Here is a 23477-nt window from a genome sequence, read left to right on the forward strand (position 1 = left end):
GGTCATTAGCTCAGTTGGTAGAGCAGTGGACTTTTAATCCATTGGTCGATGGTTCAAGTCCATCATGACCCACCACTTCTGGTACACTTTCTTCGACATAAAATATTTCCTACTATCTCCCTAATTTTTATTTATAAACTGCATTGTTAGATTGCTATTATTTAGTGTTAGTTTCTCGTATAATTTGCGCTATTAATTACACTGTAAATAAAGTGGTCGAGAACAATGAGTTTAGCTCAAACTATTATGCCAGAAGGCTATATTTTTCCTCCTAAGCCAGCCCCGTTAACACAAGACGAAAAAGGCGAATATAAAGCGCGAATAAAACAGTTACTGCAAGAAAAAAACGCGGTGCTTGTTGCTCATTATTACACTGATCCCGAAATTCAAGCACTCGCTGAAGAAACAGGCGGTTGTGTAGCCGATTCACTGGAAATGGCACGCTTTGGCGCTAGACACGAAGCCGACATGATCATTGTCGCGGGCGTACGTTTTATGGGTGAAACCGCTAAAATTTTAACCCCCAATAAAACTGTGGTTATGCCCACCCTTGAAGCAACCTGTTCATTAGACATTGGTTGCCCTGTTGATGAATTTTCAGCATTTTGTGATCAACACCCAGATCGTAAAGTGGTGGTATACGCTAACACCTCTACCGCGGTTAAAGCGCGTGCTGATTGGATTGTTACCTCATCGTGTGCACTTGAAATAGTAGAGCACTTAGATGAGCAAGGCGAAAAAATTATTTGGGGCCCAGATAAGCATTTAGGCAGCTATATTCAAAAGAATACTGGTGCCGATATGATCATGTGGAACGGCGCATGTATCGTACATGACGAATTTAAAACCAAAGCCTTAAAAGACATGAAGGCATTGCACCCAGATGCGGGCGTACTTGTGCACCCAGAATCACCGGCTGAAATTGTTGAATTAGCCGATGCAGTTGGCTCTACTAGCCAGCTAATTAAAGCCGCTCAAACAATGAGCAATAAAAAGTTTATTGTAGCCACCGATCGCGGTATTTTTTATAAAATGCAGCAACTATGCCCAGAGAAAGAGTTTTTCGAAGCGCCAACGGCCGGTAGCGGCGCTACGTGTAAAACTTGCGCTCACTGCCCATGGATGGCAATGAATGGCTTACAAGCGATTGAGGAAGCACTGATTGATGCCAGCGGCAAAGAAGTATTTGTTGATATGGACTTACGCGAAGGCGCACTTAGATCGTTAAATCGCATGCTTGATTTTACAGCCAATATGGCAAAATAATAAATGGCAATATAACTCATTAGATAAAGGCGATACTCAGGTATCGCCTTTTTTATTTGCTTATGAGTAGTTAGTTTGATTATTGAGCAGTTAAAAGCGTGATATTAAAAAGGCCTTGCACCAAGCAAGTGTATTTCATACTATAGCGCGCTGTTGCACTGCAACATTGTGGAGAGATGGCTGAGTGGCTGAAGGCGCACGCCTGGAAAGTGTGTTTAGGTTAATCCCTAACGAGGGTTCGAATCCCTCTCTCTCCACCATTATTCTATATCAGGACGTCTCAGGACGTCCTTTTTTGTGCCCGTAATAAAGTTTAGCCTGTTAACTTATCGCTTGCGTGACCCGATTATTTTTATGCAGATGTTTTAACGTATACATGCTCGGCTAAGGTTAAACAGGTTTGGTAAGTGGGGGCGTTTTGCTGCTGGGCAATTATTAATACCCATAAAAATGGCTGAGGGGCGTTTGAAGTTTAATGTATTAGCATAAAGCAGAGCTTAATGGCTATGTAGCCATCAAGCTCTATTAACAGCTTGTTATTCAACCGTGGCTGTTAAACCACGACGTTTAAGTAAGGCTGATGTGTCTGGTTCTTGGCCACGAAATGCTTTAAACGATTCCATAAGGTCACGCGAGTTACCGACTTCTAAAATTTCTTTACGGTATTTGTCACCTAGTTCACGTTTTAAGCCTCCTTGCTCTTGTACATAAGCAAAAGCGTCAGCTGCTAAAATTTCACTCCACATGTAGGCATAGTAACCTGCAGAGTAACCGCCCCCCATTGAATGAGAAAAGAATGCAGACTTATAACGCGGCGGCACAAATGGCACGTTAACGCCGTGTTTTGTTAAAACATCTTGCTCAAATTTTTCAATATCTTGCAGTGGAGCATCTGCTGGTAATGAATGCCATTCCATATCTAATAAAGCGGCAGATACATATTCTAATGTATCAAAACCTTGGTTAAAACTTCTTGATTTAATTACTTTTTCAAGTAATTCATCCGGAATAGGCTCGCTTGTTTGATAATGTTTAGCATAGTTAGCAATTACTTCAGGGTGCATTGCCCAATCTTCTTCAAACGTAGACGGGAATTCAACAAAGTCTCTTGATACTGATGTACCAGATAAGGTTGGGTATTTTACTTTTGAAAGCATACCGTGCAGGCCATGGCCAAGCTCATGGAACATAGTGGTTGTTTCATCGTAGCTAATAAGTGTCGGCTCACCTTTGGCGCCTTTTTGAATGTTCATAACATTCACGACAACAGGTTTTTGCCCATGCAAACCAGACTGTTTAACAAACGAGCTCATCCATGCGCCACCACGTTTACCTTCACGCGCAAAATAATCAGCAAAAAAGATAGCTAGGCTTTCACCATTTGCGTCAAATACTTCATATGCTTTTACATCAGGGTGATATACAGGTAGATCGTTACGTGGCTTAAATGTAATGCCATACAAACGATTCATGGTAAAGAATACACCGTCTTCTAATACACGGTTAAACTCAAAATATTCTTTTACTGCTTTTTCATCAAGGTTGTACTTATCTTGGCGTACTTGCTCGGCATAATATAACCAATCCCATGGTTTAAGTTCGAACTGCTCTGCAGATGCATTTATTTTTTCTTGAATATCGGCTGCTTCTAACGCTACATTTTGAGTTAGCCTTGGCACCATGCTAGCAAACATATCAAATACAGCTTGTGGTTTTTTAGCCATTTGCGACTCTAAACCAAATTCAGCCCAGCTGTTGTAGCCAAGTAGTTTTGCTTTTTGTGCTCTTAATTTAACCAGTTGCGCAACAATATTGCGATTACTAAATTCACCATCTAGCGCGCGCTCTGAAGATGCACGCCACACTTTCTCGCGTAAATCACGGTTTTGTAATGAAGCTAAAACAGGCTGGCGAGTTGTATTGGTGATTTTAATTAAATACTGCCCTTCGTGGCCGGCTTCTGTGGCTGCATTAGCAAATTGTTCAATTTGACCTGCCGATAAGCCAGCTAACTCTTTTTGGTCTTTTACGATGACAACATTACTTTTACTTAGCGCAAGTAAGTTTTGTGAAAACTGTGTCGTTAAGGTTGATAGCGATGAGTTAATATCACGTATTTGCTGCTTTTGTTCATCATTAAGCTGAGCGCCTGAGCGCACAAAACGTTTATAGTAAACGTCTAGCAGTCGTGTTTCTTGCGCTGTTAATGCTAAAGAGTCTGTTTTTTCAAAAAGTGTGGCTACTTTTTTAAATAACGCATCATTTAAAAAGATGTTGTCTCTGTGCGCTGCAAGCTTTGGTGCAAGTTCTTTTTGAAGCTCACGACGCGCTGGGTTTGAGCTAGAGCCTGCAAGGTTGTAAAAAATGCTGCTTGCACGCGTTAATAACTCGCCACTTTGTTCAAGTGCCACGATGGTGTTTTCAAAAGTCGTAGGGGCTGTATTATTAATAATGTCTTGTACTTGCGCCATTTGCTGCGCCATACCTTGATTAAAGGCAGGTAAAAAATGCTCATCTTTGATGACTGCAAAGTCAGGGGTTTCGTACTGTAGTGTGCTTTTTTCTAATAATGGGTTGGTAGCTTGTTGTGCTTGCGCTGAAATACTTTGCGCAGTTGTTTGTTGTTTGTTGTCAGCGTTTACATTTGGCTCAGAGCAGCCCGAAAGTAATAACGCCGAGCTGATTGCCGTGGCAAGTAAAGTTTTCATATTTACATTCTCTTATTATTGTAACCAGTAGTTACCTTGTCATTAATCAAGTAAGAGTACGTTGACTTAAATGTAACTACACTTAGGTTGCGATAAAGTCTAAATTAACTGCGACGAGCTGTTAAGTTATATGCCCCATAGTGCATTTTTTGACGAGCGAGTAAAATATAAAGCAGTAAATAGGAGGGGCGTTGAGTGACTTAAATACGCCAGCGATGCTTAATTTATTTACCTATCTAGTTATTTATCGACGCACGTCTTTTGGTGCGCCACCTTTTGGCCAGTCATCCGCTTTATTGGCAAAAATAGGGCGTTCTAAATGTGAAAAGTAATAAGCAATATCAACAGCTTGTTGCTCGGTTAACATGCCTTCTTGGCCCAATGGCATATTTCCTTTAATAAATGCCGCTGCGGTGTAAGTGCGTGCCATACCTGCACCATCATTAAACGACTGACTGCCGGCAATGGCTGGGAACATGTAAGTATTATTGGGGTATAAACCTTGAGCATCTATTTGATGGCAGCTTGCACAATGCTGTGCGTAAAGGGTTTTTCCGTTATCGGCGTTTGGTACTAGCTCTTTATTAATAGTGACAAAACCTGTGTTGTCTTGCAGATCGTTTTTGTTTTTTATATTTTGTGATAAAAAGTTCATGTAGCTGACAATAGCCTGCATAGGCACTGAATTAGTAGGCAGTGGCTGACCGTTCATTGAGCGTTGAAAACAGCCGTTAATTCTGTCTTCAATGGTGTTTATTTTTGCATTGCGAGAGCGATACTTTGGATATACCACATTCATGCCCACATAAGGCGCGGCTTTAGCTACACGCCCTTCATTAAGATGGCAAGTGCTACAATTGAGCTTATTATTTACGTTATTGGGAAGTTGTTTATAGGTATCAATAATTAATAAGCGCCCATAACGAATTAAATCCGACTCAGGGCTGGCATCGAGCTCATTAATAGCGGGCGTTACTAGGGTGTTAGGGTGATTTGCTGATAAGTTTATAATTTTGGGCGCATTACTTAGCGCTTTTTGCACGAGTGGTTGAGTTTGCGCTTCTTGTGAGCATACGGGTAAAGCAAATAACGTCGCTAATACAACACTAAAATGAACTTTAAACATAATTAAAACCTAAATAAAAAGAATAAAACGACAGTGCCATTATTGCTGCAATGTGGCTGAGTATTTTAATACCGCTGAATTAGTTAGGTGAATCAGTAAACCGTGACCCACTATCATTAAAATATAGTTAACGATTACTTAAAGGGTTAATAATTTAGTTAGTTTGATTATTGAACAGCAGTGCTTAGGTGGAGGTGTCATTAGTTTGTGATTAATTTATATAAGTTTGGTATGCATAGCCAAATGATTATGAACCATAACGCTATGCAAAGTGAGGTGTTTTTTGACTATTTTATTTACAGTTATAGTCCATAATTTTGTGTGATAAAGCGCTAAGTATGTCCACTACTTTAAAACTTGCTTGCTCCATAAGAGATACTTTTTCTACAGCAGTATTGATATCGCCTAATTGGAATGCTTCTAAAGCAGCAAAGCCATTCTTATGGACATCTTCATGTGGTTGCTCTAATGCTTTAAAGTCGTTAATGCTTGAATATTTTAATGCACCTTCACCTTGGTAATACCATTTACCTAAACGACACATGGTATGATCAGAAAAGTCTTCTGCAGTCTTATTTGATTGGCCTAAAATGACTTTATAAATATCGTATTTCCATACAATGTGATCCATTTTTACTGTTTGAATAAATGCATCGGCACTTGAATTAACAATAACGCTATACATATTTTGTGATAGTTCAACCACTTTTTTAGCGGTAGCATCAATTTCTGATGAGCTATTTGCAATGCCATCACTTTCTTCGCTAACGTTAGTAATGTTAGTTACAACGCTTTGCATTTGCTCATTGACCTTAGCTATTAAATTAGAGATCTCGTTAGATGCATCAGAAGAGCGCTGAGCGAGCGTCCTTACTTCATCTGCCACAACAGCAAAGCCTCGTCCTTGCTCTCCGGCTCTAGCGGCCTCGATAGCCGCATTGAGTGCAAGTAAATTTGTTTGATCAGAAATCCCTTTAATTATGTTTACAAAATCATTAATTCCGATTGTTACTGACTGCAATTCTTTAACGGATTTAGTGGCTGATTTTGTATCTCTTGAGATATTATGTGTTGACGATGAAGTCGTTGCTAACATATCTAAAATTGTATCAAGTAATTCTTGGGATGACTTAAATGACGTAATATCATTAATTAGTTTATGTGAAGTTGAGGCTAAGCTTTCTCTGATGTCACTAATTAAATCAGATAACTGTAATGATAATGTGTTTAATTCACGCTGTTTTACAAATGCTGTATCATTTGCTATTTCATTGTCGTTTTGTTGTGATTGCTCGCTGTTTGCTGCTAACAATTGCGCTTCAAGCTTTTCATTGGTTTTTTTTAATTGAATTAACTCGTTATTTAACTCATTAATTTTGTTTTTATATTTTGAATTGAACAGCATGTAGACCCCAATTTAAACACAGAAAATAAACGTATATTTTTTATTAAATTTACCTGAACATTGATTACTTTATTCGATTTTTTACAGGGGTGGAATTGACGTCCACCCAGGTCGATTTTTATAAAAGTAAGTTACAACACTATAATAGATGCTTTATAACCTTTTGGTAAATAAACTTTTCTTTTAATGCTTATAATAAGCTTGTTTAAGGTGAACACTGCTTTAGAAGTTAGTACTTCCTAATTGATTTACTCAACTGGGCTTGAAACTCATCAGGGAATAAAATTGTGCCGTCGTCTTCTTCGGTAGGGAACACGGCCACCAGTAAGTCGTCTTCTTCAAGGCCAGGTGTCCAGCGGCTAAACCAATCGTTTGTTGGAATTGCTTTAGGTGTACAGCCTTGCCATTCGCCGGTTGCCCAGGCTTGTGCGAACTCTCGTGTTGGCCATACCGGCACGCAATCGTCGTCCTCGTTAGTGAGCATTACGCAGCCGTCGTCATCGTTTAAAATCCACACTTGCTTAAATTGCTGCACGGTTTCGTACATGTATGCGAGTCGTTTTTTTGCGCCAAGGCCTAAAATTACGTCGTCTTGCTTTGATAAATTATCGGTGGTCATTTTTGGCTCTCTCTCACTGTGGAGTATACAAAGAGCAGCGAGCTGCTGCGCTTTAAAGTTTAGTTTAGCTGATGGCTGCTAGTAGCTCATTGGCTAGTTGGTTTAGTGCGTCGGGGTCTTGGTTTGTTAATGCGTAGGTGCGTAATCCATATATACCCATAACACAAAATCGTGCCAGCTCTATGGCACTTCGGCCATTGGTAATTTCTTTATTATCAATTGCTTTTTGTAACTGCTGCGCAAAAGCATGCTCATATGCAGTTAAATTAGTACGCAATACGTGGCAAATTTGTGGATCGTTACCCTCTACCTCGCTAATGCTTTTTGTGAGCAGGCACACTTTGGTTGCTTCACCGTCAACGCATTCTTGCACAATGATATTAAGGTATTGTTTCAGCGTATCTAAAATACAACTGCTGTGCTCAAACAGCGCCGTAAACTGTGTATTGCGATCGGTTTGGTATTGCTCAGTAGCGGCTAAAAAAATGCCTTTTTTACTTCCAAATGCCGCGTATAACGAGCCCGGATGTAAATGGGTTGCTTGAGTCAGTTTTTGCATACTGGTTTTTGCATAGCCATGAAGCATAAACATCGCCATTGCTTGGCGCAGTACAAACTCTGTATCAAATTCTGCAGTTCTCATAATGACTCTTCTCGTTGGCAGAGTAGGTAAAGCGAACTCTCAACAATAATCCTACCTTAAGCAGCGTTTAGGTAAAGCAGTTTACGCAATCTTGAACAAAGTTTCAAAATTATACTTGAATATTCATTCAAGTGACCTTATCTTGAATGTACATTCAACAAAGGATAAACATTATGTCGACAGACTTACTTTCACCTTTTAAATTAAATAACAGCATTGAACTGCAAAACCGCGTACTAATGGCACCACTAACTCGTTGTATGGCAGATGACAATTTAGTGCCTACACAAGCCATGGTTGATTACTACGCTCGCCGTGCTGATGTAGGCTTAATTATTAGTGAAGCAATTATTATTCGTGCCGATGCACAAGGTTACCCAAATACACCGGGTATCTTCACTAGTGAACAAGTTCAAGGTTGGAAAAAAGTCACTGACGCTGTGCATGCCAATGGCGGTAAAATGTTCGCGCAATTATGGCATGTTGGCCGTGTTGCTCACCCTCACTTTTTTGGTGGTGATGTACTCGCACCATCGGCGATAGGGGTTGAAGGTTCAGTACCGCGTATGCGCGAGCTAACTTATATTACGCCAAAAGCTGCCACTAAAGACGATATTAAAGGCTTAGTGGCTGACTACGCTAAAGCGGCAGAAAACGCGATGGAAGCAGGTTTTGACGGCGTGGAAATTCATGGTGCTAATGGCTATTTAATTGACCAATTTTTACATTATGCTGCCAATGAGCGTGATGACGAGTACGGCCAAACACCAGAAAACATGTCGCGTTTTGCACTCGAAGTAACTGATGCCATTATTGATGTGGTAGGCAATGAGCGTACCGCAATGCGTTTAACACCCGGTGCTTATTTTAACATGAGCGAAGATAACCGCGATAAAGCGGTGTTCGACTATTTATTACCTGAGCTTGAAAACCGCAAATTAGCTTATTTACATGGCGGTATTTTTGACGACAGTATGCGTTTTGATTCATTGGAAGGTAAATCAATTTCTGAGTTTTTACGTGCCGGTTATGCAAGCACTTTAGTCGGTGTAGGCAGCTACAGCTTTGAAACTGCCAAACAAGCGATCAACGATAATAAATTTGATTTAATTGCCATTGGTCGCCCACTTATTGCTAACCCAGATTACATTAGCAAAATTAAAAATGGTGAAGAAGTGGTTCCTTATAGTGATGAAATGCTTGCTGAGCTTAAGTAATCGCTTTTTACTAAATTAAATATAAGGCACCTAATTGCAAAGTTAGGTGTCTTTTTTTATACATTTGTTTGCCATAATTAACTCATAATTGTTTAACCTTGCTGTCAATAAAGTTCCCCCTCGTTGTCATATTTAAAAATTAGACTGTGCCCGCTTTCATAATTACCTTTTATAATTAGAATCAAACGGGACAACAATGTACGCTTTAAAAAATAAATCGATTTTGAGCATGGCTGTGGCCATGGCGGTATCAACTTCAGCTTATGCTAACGATAACGTGATAGAAGAAGTAACCGTTACTGCAAAACCAACCAGTTATGCAAACAACGTTATTGAACCTGCCATGCTTGAGCAACAAAGCTCGGTATCGAGTGTGTTATCGGTAATTGATAACTTACCTGGCATTAGCATAAACGAAGGCGACGCATTTGGCGGCGACGATTGGTCAACAACTATTACCATGCGTGGTTTTAGTATTGACTCAAACCAGCAGCAATTAGGTATGACGGTAGACGGTATTCCTAATGGCGGTTCTAATTATGGCGGTGGTGCTAAAGCGAATCGTTACCTAGATAGCGAAAATTTAGTCACGGTGGAAGTTGGCCAAGGTACCTCAGACATTAAATCGGCCTCATTAGAGGCATTAGGCGGTACCTTTAATTTTGTAAGTAAAGCACCGAGTTTAGATAAAAGCACCACATTTGCTTATACCTCAGGCAGTCACGACGCCTCGCGTTATTACGTTAAGCACGAAACTGGCACCATTTTCGATAATACCCAAGCGTACGTGAGTTACTCACAAACCGATACTAGCCGCTGGATTGGCTCAGGCAGCAATGGCGGAAAAGATAACCAACACGCTGAGGCGAAATTTGTTACCACTCTTGATAATTTAACTATTACAGGGCGTTTATCGTACGACGATGTAAGCGAGACCAACTACAATAGCGTGAGCCTAGATCAATTTGAACAAACCCCTAATTGGGATCAGCTAACATGGAACTGGACAGGCGTTCCGCACTTTGACCAAATGTTTGCAGAAGGTTGGGGCACCCTGCGTGAAAATACCCTAGGCTATTTAAAATTTGAATACGCGATTTCTCCAACATCATTGTTAACCATTAGCCCGTATTATCATAAAAATTCTGGCCGTGGCGATTGGATCCCACCTTATTTAACGTCCCCTGTAGATGAAAATGGCAACCCAACCACCGAGGGTGGCAAAAATGCGGGCTCTTATGGTTTTACCGATAGCAACGGTAATCCACTTGCGCCGAACGCAGGTTGTACCGCAAGTTTAAACTGGCCGTGGGAGTCGGGCCCTGAGCTTAATCCTGCGTGTTACGACGATGATGCAACGCCTGTTATGTCTTATCGTCATACTCATTACAATAAAGATCGTTTAGGGGTAACTGCTAATTATCAAGCAAGCTTTGGCATGCACGATATAGAAGCGGGTTTTTGGTATGAGCAAAGTGACCGTGATGAGTCGCGTGATTGGCATAAGGTAATCGATGCCCGTATTTATCATCATTTTGATAACACCCCATACTGGACGCAATACAAAAACACCTTTGAGACTGATACGCTTAAATGGTACGCACAAGACTCAATGGCACTTGGCGACTTTACGTTAAACCTAGGGGTAAAAAAATACTTAGTGGATATAGAAAAGTATGACCACTATAAAAACGCCACAACAGCTAAAGTAAACAGTGATTCAGACCTTTTATTTAGTGGCGGTATTTTGTATCAGCTAAATAGTAATACTGAGTTATTTACCAGCTACAGCGAAAACTTTGCCGCCATTAAAGATGGTGTGCTTGAGCGCGACAGTTCTGACTTATCAGCTATTAAGCCAGAAACCGCTGAAAATATTGACCTAGGTGTACGCTATCAAAATAATGCACTTAAACTAACGGCAACGGCCTATTCAATTGAATTTGATAACCGTATTACCTTTATAGCACCAGGCAGCGACACCGGCGGTATAGACTACACCATAGGCACAAACGGCTCGTACCTCAATGTGGGCGGTATTGAATCCAAAGGTCTAGAGTTGTCAGCAAGTTACATGCTTAATAATGAGTGGAATATATATAGCTCATACACTAATAATAGCTCTGAATACAAAGGTGATGCGCCAGGCTTTGAAGCAGGAGGCAAAGTAATTGACTCAGTGGATGATTTATTTGTGCTATCTACCGATTACTACAGTGGCGATTTCCGCTTTGGTTTATCGGCTAAATACACCGGTGAGCGTGGCGATGTAGATAGCTACACCGTGCTTGATTTAAACGCAGGTTATTCAGCCGAAGTTAACGCAGGCCCGTTTAAAGCCGTTGATATTGCCTTTGTGGTTTATAACATTACCGATAAAAGTTACTTGGCAGGTGGTACGGGCAATGGGAGTACTTACTTTATTGGCTCACCACGCACAGCAGCGGTTACATTAACGGCTACTTTTTAAACCAATGTAAACTTATATAAGCCCATCACCGATGGGCTTTTTGCTATAAAAAGGTTGATGAGAACACCATGAAAAGCATGATAAAAATAACCGGATTAAGTTTAATTTTATTGTTTAATAATGTGGCATTGGCTGCTCAACAAAATGTAGTGCTAGTCACCCTTGACGGCGTACGCTGGCAGGAAGTATTTAATGGTGCCGATAAAAACCTGCTCAATAATAAAGAATTTGTTAAGCAACCAGCACAGTTAAGCAATGAATTTTGGGATGAAAGGGTGCAACAGCGCCAGCAATTATTAATGCCGTTTTTAACACAAACGATTGCCACTCAAGGCGTAATTATTGGCGACAGAGCAAACGGCTCAGCGATGTCAGTGAGTAATCCATGGTATTTTTCATACCCGGGTTATAACGAAATTCTTACCGGCGAAGTGGATGAAAACATTAACATTAACGATAAAGTATTTAATCCAAATAAAACCATTTTAGAGCGATTAGATGCGCAGCCTGAATTTAAAAACAGCACTGCTTTATTTGGTAGCTGGGATGTGTTCCCTTACATTGTAAATACTAAGCGTAGTCATGTGTATGTAAATGCAGGATTTATGCCTATTGCCGATGATTTATTTGCCGATGATTTATTTGCCGATGCGCCCCTGTTAAACGCATTACAAACAGAAATCCCCAGCCCATGGCACAATGTGCGGCTTGATAGTTTTACCTATCGATTTGCTAAAGCCTATATGCTGGCTAAAAAGCCAAGATTATTGGTGATTAGCTTAGGAGAAACTGACGATTTTGCTCACGATGGCCATTACGATGCTTACTTAAAGTCGGCCAAACAAAGCGATGCATTTTTAAAAGATTTATGGCAAACCATTCAAAGTACAGCAGGTTATAAAAATAATACTACGTTAATTGTTACTACCGATCACGGCCGTGGCAGCTACGCAAACGATTGGCAACATCACAGCTCTAAACGGGCATTAGCAAAGTCGGAGCAGGGTAAAAAGGCATTTCCTGAGGGAATTATTGGCTCAGAGCATATTTGGCTTGCTGCCATTGGCCCTACAATTAAAGGTAATGGCTTAATAAAAACCGATAATGAGCTTAAACAAGCGCAAATTGCCGCCACCGTTTTAAAAGCACTTGGGCAAAACCCAAACACGATTAACCCTAATATGGCACCGGCTATTAACGAGATTTTAAAATGAAACAGTTACTAAAAACTTTTAATCATTCAGCGCTGTTACTTGCTTTTGTTATTAGTGGTGGCGCAATGGCTGCGCCGTCTAAAATATTGTTTGGCTCGTGTGGGCATCAAGATAAAGACATCCCCATCTTTAATGCGATTAACAAAGAGCAGGGTGATTTATTTATATTTTTAGGCGATAACATTTATGGCGATACTAACGACATGGCCGTGCTTAAAAATAAATACCAACGATTAGGGGCAAAGCCTGGCTTTAAAACCTTAAAAGCAAATACACCTCTAATAGCCATGTGGGATGATCACGATTATGGTCAAAACGATGCGGGTAAAGAGTATCCGCATAAAGAAGCATCACGGCAAATTATGCTCGATTTTTGGCAAGAACCTGCTAATTCAAAACGCCGTACCCGCCCTGATGGTATTTATACCTCGTACATGTATGGCGAAGGCAATCAAACCGTGCAGGTGATCATGCCAGATTTACGCTTTAATCGTGACAGACTTAATTCTGTTAGCGAGCTTGAGTATTACACCAAGCGTAAAGCAAATAACCAAGGCCCGTACAGTCCAACTGAAGTACAAGGCGCGTCTATGCTAGGGGAGGCACAGTGGCAATGGCTTGAAGCCGAGCTGAAAAAGCCAGCGGCAATAAAGCTAATAGCGTCAAGCTTGCAGTTACTGCCAGATTTTACCGGCTGGGAGTCGTGGGCAAATTTTCCTGAGGATCGAAACCGTTTATTTGCGCTAATTAAAAAACACCAAGTAAATGGTGTGATTATTATTAGTGGCGATACTCACTGGGGCGAGATTTCAAGGTATCAACACAATCTTGATTACCCGCTTATTGAAATGACCAGCTCAGGCCTGACAGAAAAGTGGAAAGATGTTAGCCCTAACCAGCATCGTGTGGGTAATTACACGCATAATGTTAACTATGGTGATTTAAGCATAGACTGGCAACAAGTCGACCCTGCTATTTCATTAAAGCTTAAAGGCATTGAGGGTCAGGTTATTATGCAAAGTGACTTTAGTCTTTCAAGTATTAGTCCTTATAAATAGCATCACTATTTAAATAATAAACGCACTGCGGGTAAAGCTGTGCGTTTAAAATTTCATCTATCGGCGGGCTAACTTGCTGATTTATTAATGCCAATTTCCTCTTAGCGCTACCGCTTAAATTGAAAATATCTTACACTGGCTTTATCTCAAGTAAGGCTGGTATCGTATGCTCAATATTATTCAATCAAACCGTATGGAAGCCCTGCAAGCGCAGTTTCATCAGCTATTAAAAATAAACCCATTGCAAAGCCCATTTGATAAAGAAGTGGTGTTAGTGCAATCGCCGGGTATGTCGCAATGGCTTAAAATCGGTTTAAGTGAAAATTTAGGCGTAGCTGCACAGGTAGACTTTCCGCTACCATCGAGTTTTATTTGGCAGTTGTATCAGCAATTACTGCCAAACGTGCCTAAAGAGTCGGCCTTTAACAAACCTAACCTTGCTTGGAAACTGTTTGCAATTTTACCTACTTGTATTGACGAGCCACTGTACTTACCGCTTAAAACCTATTTAGAGGGCGATATTGACGGCCAAAAAACCTTTGCTCTATGTGAAAAAATAGCCGATGTGTACGACCAATATTTGATGTACCGCCCCCATTGGATAGCCACTTGGGATAGTGGTGTTGATACGCTTGACGATGTTGATATAACGATTGCGCCTTGGCAACCCGATTTATGGCGTCGTATCGTCAAATTAAGTAAACAGCTAGGGCAAAGCCAATTTCACCGTGCCAATATGCAAGGGCAGTTACTCAGTGCACTTGAGAGCATGGATAGCGCCTTATTACCAAAACGCATTAGCTTATTTGGTATATCTGCGATTGCTAGCTCGCAGCTTGAAGTGTTTGAAGCTTTAAGTAAAAAAACTGAAGTGTTTTTGTTCTTTTTTAACCCTAGCGAGCATTATTGGGGCGATATCATTGATGAAAAAACAGCAGCTAAAATCACTGCTAAATACGCAAAAATGCCGCTGGTGGAAGCACAGCAAAAAAAGCAAACGAATCCCGATGAAGAATACTATTTTATAGGTAATCCGCTGTTATCGTCGTGGGGTAAACTCGGCCGCGATTATTTTGAGCAACTAGTGCAGCTTGATGCCCGCTGGATTGATGGCTTTATAGATGCATTTGACGACAGCTTACTTGGCCAAGTGCAAAGTGAAATTTACCAACTTGCCTTTAAAGGTGAGTCGCTCACCGATAATAAAGAATGGTTTATTAACGATGAGGGCAAGCTGCCCATAACTGCAAACGATGCAAGTATTACACTAAGTGATTGCCATACACCGCTTCGAGAAGTAGAGCGCCTGCACGACTACTTACTTAATTTATTTAATCAAAATTCAGCGCTTACCCCTAAAGACATCATCGTGATGATGCCCGATGTTGGCACCTACAGCCCTTATATTGAAGCAGTTTTTGGTGGTGCACAGGGCAGTCGATTTATACCTTATGCGCTAGCTGATTTAGCCATAGAGCAAGAAAAACCTGTACTGAGTTCGTTTGCTAGTTTAGCTAATTTACCGTTTTCGCGCTTCGGCGTGTCGGATATTCTCGATTTATTACAGGTTACCCAAATTGCTGAAAAGTTTGGTTTAGAAGCGCATGAATATGAGCAAATTCAGTATTGGTTGGAGCGTGTTGGCGTTAAATGGGGCGTAAACGCTGAACATAAAAGTACCTTTGACTTACCCGCAATTGAGCTTAACACTTGGCAGCATGGCTTAAACCGTTTACTACTGGGTATTGCCATGCGCGATGAACAGTGCCCATTTAATGGTATTTACAGTGCCGATGAGGTTGAGGGCATGGCGCTTGATACACTCAATAAGCTGGTACACTTTATTGATGTGCTGCAAGACTTTAAAGCTAAGCTCACCCCCGATGACACACTCACCAATAAAGCCCAAATTTTAAATGAGCTGCTCAACACTATTTATGAGAGCGAAAGTGACGACAGTTGGGATTTATTAGTACTGCAAAAAGTACTCGAAGACATTGGCAAACATCATGATAATGGTGATTACAGTGAGGGCGTATCGCAGCGCATTGTTAGCTATTTAATTAAACAAGGCATACAAGAGAAAGGTGTCGGCCAACGGTTTTTAGTGGGGCAAGTGAATTTTTGTACGCTAATGCCAATGCGCGCCGTGCCGTTTAAGGTAGTGTGTATGTTAGGCTTGAACGATGCCGATTACCCACGTACCGTTCAACCTATCGGTTTTGACTTAGTACCTTATTCTAAAAAGCAAAAAGGTGACCGTTCACGAAAACTCGATGACCGTTACCTTTTTTTAGAAGCACTTCTTAGTGCCCGAGATAATTTATATATGAGCTACATTGGTCGCTCATGTTTTGACAATCAACCACGCATGCCATCAACCCTAGTAAGTGAGCTTTTAGAATACATTGGACGCAGTTTTAAACTTTGCGAACCCAGTGATAAACCTCTGCCTGAATGCCTTATTACGCAGCAGCATTTGCAGCCTTTTAATAGCCTGTATTACTCAGCCCCTAGCGATGAACAGGCGGGAGTAAATAATCACAGCTATAACCCAATTTGGCTGCCTAGCGAGGCTATTGAGCCAAAAGCAATCACTGCGCTTGATGTAACGCCCCCAGAGCTACTTGATCTTGATGTGTTTATTCGTAGTGTATGTCATGCCCAAGAGAGCTTTTATCAACAAAGCTTAGGGTTACGTTTGCCGCAATTTAACGATATAGCGAAAGACGAAGAACCGTTTAGCCTAGATGCGCTGCGCCGTTATTTTTACCTTGATGAAATTCTTGAGGCAAACATTAACGATACACCACTCAGTACCGAGCAAATACTGCAGCGCGGTGAGTTGCCGCAAGCCAATGTAGGCAGCTTAATTTATGAGGGTATGCAGCACCGAGTTGATGCGCTTGCAGGGCAAGTAAAAGAGCAAATAAAAGCCGGTAAAAGCGAACCGATAGAAGTGTTACTTACGCTTGAAAATACCACCATTGAAGGCTGGCTTAACCATGTGTATATGCATAAACAAGTGTTTTACCGCAGTGCCAGTATTAAAGCCAAAGATTTAATAAAAGGTTTTCTTTATCACCTGGCAGCTCAAAGCATGCAACAAGAGGTTGAAACTTTATTACTGGGTTTAGATAAACAAATTAGCTTTGCACCTATGAGTAAAACCGATGCCGACTTACATCTCGCTGACTGGTTTGAACTATACAAAGCACTGCGAAATGCGCCCGTGGCGTTTTTTCCGGTGAGCGGTTATGAATACGTTAAAAGCGGTGGCGACATGGCAAAAGCCAACAGTAAATTTAGTCCACAGTATATTGGCCGAGGTGAAGGGGAAAACCCTTATATTCGTTTAACGGTGCAATCACTTAATGACTGCCAAGACGAATTTATACATTGGAGCGAAAAATTACTCGCCCCATTATTTGAGCACGCCAAGGAGAGTGACTATGCAAGCGCTTAATCCACTCACTATGCCATTATCAGGGCAAAGCTTAATTGAAGCCAGTGCTGGCACAGGTAAAACCTACACGATCACGGGTTTGTATTTGCGTTATTTATTGGGCATGCAAATACCTGGTGAGCTGAATACGCCATTGAGTGTTGAGCAAATTTTGGTAGTAACCTTTACCGATGCCGCCACGCAAGAAATTAAAGACCGTGTTCGTAGCCGTATTATTGCCGCGCGTGATGCGTTACTAGGGCAAGTACCCAATGATGAGCTAATTGAAGGCGTAATCGCGGGTGTTGATGACAAGCACCGTGCGTTTGACTTACTCGATGCCGCAGCTAAATCAATGGACGAAGCGGCTATTTTTACCATTCATGGTTTTTGTCAGCGAATGCTAAAGCAGCATGCGTTTGAATCCGGTGTGGCATTTAACTTAGAGTTCATTTTAGATGAGCGCGATATTCTGCTTGAAACCATAAAAGACTTTTGGCGCGCGTTTGTATACCCACTTAGTAAAGAAAGAACAGATGCGATTTTAGCGGTATTTGCCGCGCCCGAATCACTATTTAGTCATGTAAGTAGTATTTTAAATAAGGCGAACGCAGAGATAACACCGCAAGTTAGTTTAGATGCGGTATGGCAAGCCCGAGGTGAATACTTGGAGCTTGTACCCGCCTTTAAAAAAGCGTGCCTAGAGCAAGAATTTATTGGCGCTGTGAAAGCATCCGATTTAAGCGGCTCAAAAACACCGGCACGAAAAGGCAGCTTAGCGGCGCTTGAAGCATTTTGCTTAGGCAGTGATGACTTTTTTGAATTTGGTACCAGTAAGTATTCGTTTGAGGTATGGAGTAGCGAGAACTTAAGTAATGCCGCTAATTATAAAAAAAATGGCACATTACTGACTCATCCACTTATTAGCCAATTCGATGCCTTAGCCGCACTTAACAACACCATTAACCAAGGGTTAAAAATTGCGATAGTGCAATATGCGGCGAGCTGGGTAAAAGCGGCCATAGTTAAACGCAAACAAGAACAAAGCGTGATCACCCCTGACGATTTACTGACTAATTTACACAGTGCCTTAAAGAGTGAACAAGGTGATGTGCTCGCACAAAAAATAGCGCAGTTATTTCCGGTGGCAATGATAGATGAGTTTCAGGATACTGACCCGATTCAGTACGGGATTTTTAGTAAAATTTATGCTCAAAGCAATACCACTTTAGCTATGATAGGCGATCCCAAACAAGCAATTTATGGGTTTAGGGGCGCAGATATATTTACCTACATTGGCGCAAAAGAAGCGGTAGATGAGCCACAACAATTTACATTGGGCACTAACTTTCGCTCAAGCAGTGATATTGTAAATAGCGTAAATAGCTTATTTAGCAAATACGAAAACAGCTTTATTTATAACAACGCCATTCCATTTAATAAAGTGAAAGCGAAAGGAAAAAAAGCAGATGAGTCGTTTTTAATTGACGGTAAACCTGCCACCGCGTTTGAGTTTAATGTGTTTGTAGATGAAGCCGGCGATGAAAAAAATAAGCCGACCAGTAAAGGCTTAGGGCAAGCTCATTTAGCCACCCATTTTACTAATAAAATTGTTACTTTACTTGAGCAGGCAAACCAAGGAATAGCCTGTATTGGCAGTACGCCGGTAAGCGCTGCTGATATTTGTATTTTGGTGCGCGACCGCGTTGAAGCACAAATAATGAAGCAAGCGCTGAGTAAAGCTAATATTGCTAGTGTGTATTTGTCGCGCGACAGTGTATTTAGCCAAGAGTTAAGTCATCACTTGCTCAATTTTTTAACAGCTTTGCATGGTCAGTACGATGAGGCATTACTACGCGGTGTATTAGCCGGCCCGTTATTTTGTTTAAGCTATAATGATATTTTTGCTCTAGCCGATGATGAAAATAGCTGGCAAGAACACCTAAACTTTTTTGCTCAACTTAGCCATATTTGGCATAAGCAAGGGGCAATGGCAATGCTTGAACGCTTACTGAGTCATAATCAGCTCAGTGCCAAATGGCAAGGTTTGGGCTATAACGTAGAGCGGTGGCTTACCGACTTTAGACACCTTGGCGAAATACTGCAGCAAAAACAAATTGAGCTTGAAGGGACACTTCGTTTATTACGTTGGTTTGCGCAAAAGGTGAGCCAGCAAGATGGCGAAACAGTGCAAGTTCGCTTAGAAAGTGATGCGAACTTAGTTAAAATTGTGACTATGCATGCCTCAAAGGGGCTTGAATACCCATTGGTATTTATGCCATTTGCCAGTGGTTATCGTGAAACTAAAGACGCGCTTTATCATCAAAACGGCAAGTTGATTTACGATTTAAGTAAAGATGAAGATGCTCTGCAAAAAGCCGAGCAAGAACGTTTAGCAGAAGACTTACGTTTGCTTTATGTGGCACTGACCCGTGCAGTGCATTTTTGTTCGCTGGGCGTGTATAACATTTCTCAAGGGCAAAGTAGCCGTTTAGCAATTCAAAGTAGTGCGCTGGGGCATGTGTTGTTCTCAGGGTTAGAGATAACTAGCAGCCAATTGTGGCGCACCCATTTAAGTGAATTTTGTGAGGCTAATCATGCTATGCAATACCAGCAATTTACCTCAGGCGAATTAGTTGATCAGGGCATACTTCGCTTAAATAACAGCGACACAAAACAACACGATTTACTTATTAATACAGTAACGGCGCAGATTGAACGTGACTGGCGAGCAACTAGCTTTAGTGCCTTGAGCTTTAAAAAGCATGCAGAGCAACTTGCTCCTGGGCGCAGCGATGAAGATCATCACAGAGATGAGTTTGCCGTGCAGCAAGATGAACTTCCTTCACCGTATAGCTTTCCAAAGGGTGCAAAACCAGGGAGTTGTTTGCACGAAATATTTGAGCAGCTTGATTTTACCAGTCCGGTAAGTCATCCCACGAATACCGAGCAAAACTTAACGGCTGTGATTGAGCGTGCTTTTGAAAAATACCATATCGATGAGCAATGGCAGCAAATTACCGAACAATGGGTACTCGATGCACTTAATTGCCCGTTAAACAGCGATAATAATTTAAGTTTGAGCCAATTAGCGCCAAGTGACTGTTTAGTAGAAATGGAGTTTAACTTACCACTTAGTAGCCTCAGTGCACCTAAGCTTAATGAAGTGTTGATTAAACATTTTGGCTTTAACCAAAGTAAACTTGAGTTTGCCCATGTTAAAGGGTTACTAAAAGGCTTTATTGATTTAATTTTTTGCTACCAAGGCAAGTATTATATTTTAGATTATAAATCGAATTATTTGGGCAACACCGCCGCTGATTATGTGCCAGAGCAGCTAGAGCAAGCCATGACCAGCCACCAATATCATTTACAGTATTTAATTTATACCGTAGCGCTGCATCGATTACTTAAACAACGTATTCCTGACTATGCCATAGAGACGCATTTAGGCGGCGTGTATTATACCTTTTTACGCGGTATGCCAGCGGGTGAAGGGGTGTACTTTAAACAGTTAAGTGCAGAGCAAGTTATTATTTTAGATGGTTTGTTTAGCCAAGGAGCGATGCTATGAGTGATTTAAACCAACAACCTGGTTTGTTTGATGACTTTGACGACGCGCTTGTTGATGAGTCGGCGCTACTCAATGAACAACTAGCGGACTCTGTTACTCAAACACCTAAAGTTGTGCCGCTGCTTAGCTATTTAACTGAGCAGCATCGCGTACGTGTTGTGGATGTAAAGCTGGCCGAATTACTCAGTGGTAACAATACTGAGCATGATTATGACGAATTATTTTATATTATTTTAATGCTGTGTTTATCACAGCAAAGCCAGCATAGTTGTTTAACTCTAACAGAGGTTGATTGGGCTAATCCGTTTAATTTACGCCAAAGCGACTTTACTAAATTAGAAGGCACCGTACCTGACACTCTCACCCCATTTAGTGACGATTTTACGACTGAGGCAGCAATAAGTTACTTACACGCGCATCACAGTGTGGGGGATCACAAGCCGCTGCAATTGTTTAATCAGCGGTTGTATTTTTCCCGTTTAGCAGGGTATGAGCAAACCTTAGCGCAACGATTACTGGCAATGAGTGAGCGACAACTCAATATTGATGATGCAGTACTTGCTCAGTTATTAACTCGCTACTTTCCTGATGATCCGAGTATTGATATTGATTGGCAAAAAGTAGCGTGTGCCATTGCCGCTACAAAAGGTTTTAGTGTGATCACGGGCGGGCCTGGTACAGGTAAAACCACCACGGTAACAAAGCTGTTAGCCATTTTACAGTCGTTATATCAGGCTGCACCATTGAGCATAAAATTGGTGGCACCGACCGGTAAAGCAGCGGCGCGATTAACAGAATCAATTTTAGGGGCTAAAAATAAGCTCACAGAAATACCGGCTGATATTAATGCGTTGATCCCGCAAAGTGCGCAAACTATTCATCGTTTGTTAGGAGTTAAGCCATTTACCAATAAATTCAGGCACGATAAAAGCAATCCGTTGCATGTTGATGTATTGATTATTGATGAGGCCAGTATGGTCGATTTATCGCTCATGGCCAAATTAATTGAGGCCTTGCCAGCGCATGCCCGATTGATTTTACTCGGCGATAAAGACCAACTCGCCTCGGTTGATACCGGCAGCGTAATGAGTGATTTATGCCAAGGTTTAGTGCTTGGGCAAACACCGCAGTATTCAAAAGCACGCTGTGAGCAATTAAATAAGGTGTGTTTTAATGGCACTGCTAAACTTGGCGCGCAAAATCAGAGTGAGTTTAAACTGGCTGATTGCATTGCCTTTTTACAACATAGTTATCGCTTTGATGCCAAAAGTGGCATAGGCCAATTGGCTTTGGCTGTTAATACCAATGATCGGGGTATTTTAAATTACGTTGAACAACACAGTACGCAAGGGCATTTTAGCGATGTTATTTTAGACTACGATTTTGTCTCTACACCGATTGAAAAGCTTATAAACAGCGCGGCAAGTCACTACGGTGATTATTTAACACTGATTGCCCAAGGGGCTAGTGTTGCCAAAGTGCATGAGGCTTTTGCCCGCTATCAATTACTTGCCGCGGTGCGTGAAGGCGATTACGGCGTTAATAGTTTAAATCAACGTATTGAGCGGGTATTGCAACAGCAAGGGTTAATTAGCGTTAACCCTAATCAGCGGCATTACACGGGAATGCCTATTATGATTAGCCAAAACGATTATCAACTTAAACTTTTTAACGGTGATATAGGTATTTTAATGCCTGATGACAGTAGCCAACTCAAAGCAGTGTTTATTGATGAGCAGGGTAATGAACGTGCATTTTCACCTGCACGACTCCCAGCGCACGATAAAGTGTATGTTATGACCATTCATAAATCGCAAGGCTCAGAGTTTAGTTACACTGCTATGGTATTGCCACCACTTAAACAAGCGAGTGTGGGGATTAACCGGCAATTAGTGTATACCGGTATTACCCGTGCAAAGCAGACCTTTGAGCTGGTAGCAGATAAAAAAGTGCTGCAACTGGCGATGGGTAAAAGTGTGTCACGGGCATCAGGACTCTATGAGCGATTAGTGTAACGCCATACTTATACTAATCGTTTATTTTTGGTGTTCTTTTTCTAAATAGATTGGGCTGCCAGCCAAAATGGAGCGCGCCCAATCTTAAAAAAACACTGACCAACAGCGAACCAAGAATGCACCATAAATAAGGGGCTTCTAATAAAAACAGCGCGGCATAGGTCAAGCCTCCTGCAAAACAGGCGGTGGAGTAGAGCTCTTCTCGCATCACCAACGGCACTTCTCGACAGATCACGTCGCGTATTAAGCCACCAAATATCCCCGTAGTCATGCCCATTGTAAGTGCAACCATCATGGTGGTGCCTTCAATTAATGCTTTTTCGATACCGACCACATTAAAGATAGCCATACCAATTGCATCAACCAACAACATGTAATAGTTAGACACATCGGGTAAGTGGCGAATAAACATAACAGTGACAAAAATAGCGCCATAGGTGACATATAAAAAATCGGGGTTGGCTATCCAAAAAACGGGTTGGTTAAGAAGTATGTCTCTGAGCGTGCCACCGCCAAGCGCAGTGACTGAGCCAACAACCACCACTCCAAATCCGCCAATATCTTTATCATGGCCTAATAACGCACCTGAAATTGCAAAAAAAGCCACACCAATTAGGCTTAAAAAATTAAAATATTCTGCTGTCACTAAGGCGTCCTTTCCAATTTGAGAATTTATAATTAAAGGTAAGCGAAAGGGGATTTATATTAGCTGAATAA

The 23477-nt window shown here is 41.4% G+C and carries 14 protein-coding genes and 1 tRNA gene; 9 read left to right on the forward strand and 6 right to left on the reverse strand.

What is annotated here, in order from left to right; genetic code table 11:
• Nucleotides 1-225 precede the first annotated feature (225 nt).
• Nucleotides 226-1266 carry a quinolinate synthase NadA gene (gene nadA / locus A9479_RS04685; protein ID WP_016899824.1) on the forward strand — a complete coding sequence of 347 codons (1041 nt, stop codon included), beginning with the start codon at nt 226-228 and terminating at the stop codon, nt 1264-1266.
• Nucleotides 1267-1436: 170 nt separating this feature from the next.
• Nucleotides 1437-1526 (forward strand) — tRNA-Ser (locus A9479_RS04690).
• 276 nt (nt 1527-1802) lie between these two features.
• On the opposite strand, the gene A9479_RS04695 is transcribed toward A9479_RS04690, so the two are convergent.
• The 5 genes from A9479_RS04695 to A9479_RS04715 all read right to left on the reverse strand — a co-directional run bounded on the left by A9479_RS04695 (nt 1803) and on the right by A9479_RS04715 (nt 7767).
• Nucleotides 1803-3974 carry a M3 family metallopeptidase gene (locus A9479_RS04695; protein ID WP_064662822.1) on the reverse strand — a complete coding sequence of 724 codons (2172 nt, stop codon included), beginning with the start codon at nt 3972-3974 and terminating at the stop codon, nt 1803-1805.
• 244 nt (nt 3975-4218) lie between these two features.
• Complete coding sequence (locus A9479_RS04700) at nt 4219-5100, reverse strand: c-type cytochrome (protein ID WP_064662823.1); 882 nt, start codon at nt 5098-5100, stop codon at nt 4219-4221.
• Nucleotides 5101-5392: 292 nt separating this feature from the next.
• Nucleotides 5393-6505 carry a methyl-accepting chemotaxis protein gene (locus tag A9479_RS04705; RefSeq protein ID WP_064662824.1) on the reverse strand — a complete coding sequence of 371 codons (1113 nt, stop codon included), beginning with the start codon at nt 6503-6505 and terminating at the stop codon, nt 5393-5395.
• Nucleotides 6506-6734: 229 nt separating this feature from the next.
• On the reverse strand, nt 6735-7124 hold the full coding sequence (locus A9479_RS04710) for a DUF2750 domain-containing protein (protein WP_013464647.1): 390 nt from the start codon (nt 7122-7124) through the stop codon (nt 6735-6737).
• A gap of 64 nt (nt 7125-7188) precedes the next feature.
• Nucleotides 7189-7767 (reverse strand): TetR/AcrR family transcriptional regulator, encoded by a 579-nt coding sequence (locus tag A9479_RS04715; protein ID WP_013464648.1) that lies wholly within the window; start codon nt 7765-7767, stop codon nt 7189-7191.
• A gap of 173 nt (nt 7768-7940) precedes the next feature.
• On the opposite strand from A9479_RS04715, the gene A9479_RS04720 reads away from it, so the two are divergent.
• The 7 genes from A9479_RS04720 (at nt 7941) to recD (ending at nt 22760) form a co-directional block, all read left to right on the forward strand.
• Nucleotides 7941-8984, forward strand: a complete 1044-nt coding sequence (locus A9479_RS04720) for an alkene reductase (protein WP_064662825.1) — start codon at nt 7941-7943, stop codon at nt 8982-8984.
• 196 nt (nt 8985-9180) lie between these two features.
• Entirely contained in the window at nt 9181-11454 is a 2274-nt protein-coding gene (locus A9479_RS04725; RefSeq protein WP_064662826.1) for a TonB-dependent receptor, read from the forward strand.
• Nucleotides 11455-11522: 68 nt separating this feature from the next.
• On the forward strand, nt 11523-12668 hold the full coding sequence (locus A9479_RS04730; RefSeq protein ID WP_064662827.1) for an alkaline phosphatase family protein: 1146 nt from the start codon (nt 11523-11525) through the stop codon (nt 12666-12668).
• Nucleotides 12665-13726, forward strand: coding sequence for an alkaline phosphatase D family protein (locus A9479_RS04735; RefSeq protein ID WP_064662828.1), 1062 nt, complete (start codon nt 12665-12667; stop codon nt 13724-13726). Before A9479_RS04730 ends, A9479_RS04735 begins: the two co-directional genes overlap by 4 nt.
• 166 nt (nt 13727-13892) lie before the next feature.
• A complete protein-coding gene (gene recC, locus A9479_RS04740) occupies nt 13893-17192 on the forward strand; it encodes an exodeoxyribonuclease V subunit gamma (protein ID WP_064662829.1) in 3300 nt (1099 codons plus the stop codon).
• Complete coding sequence (gene recB, locus A9479_RS04745) at nt 17179-20745, forward strand: exodeoxyribonuclease V subunit beta (protein WP_064662830.1); 3567 nt, start codon at nt 17179-17181, stop codon at nt 20743-20745. Before recC ends, recB begins: the two co-directional genes overlap by 14 nt.
• Nucleotides 20742-22760 carry an exodeoxyribonuclease V subunit alpha gene (recD, locus tag A9479_RS04750; protein WP_064662831.1) on the forward strand — a complete coding sequence of 673 codons (2019 nt, stop codon included), beginning with the start codon at nt 20742-20744 and terminating at the stop codon, nt 22758-22760. The genes recB and recD overlap by 4 nt, the downstream gene beginning before the upstream one ends.
• Before the next feature lie 13 nt (nt 22761-22773).
• On the opposite strand, the gene A9479_RS04755 is transcribed toward recD, so the two are convergent.
• Nucleotides 22774-23406 carry a trimeric intracellular cation channel family protein gene (locus tag A9479_RS04755; RefSeq protein WP_013464657.1) on the reverse strand — a complete coding sequence of 211 codons (633 nt, stop codon included), beginning with the start codon at nt 23404-23406 and terminating at the stop codon, nt 22774-22776.
• Nucleotides 23407-23477: the final 71 nt, after the last annotated feature.

It is taken from the genome of Pseudoalteromonas sp. MQS005 (assembly GCF_001661605.1).
GTDB classification, from domain to species: domain Bacteria; phylum Pseudomonadota; class Gammaproteobacteria; order Enterobacterales; family Alteromonadaceae; genus Pseudoalteromonas; species Pseudoalteromonas tetraodonis.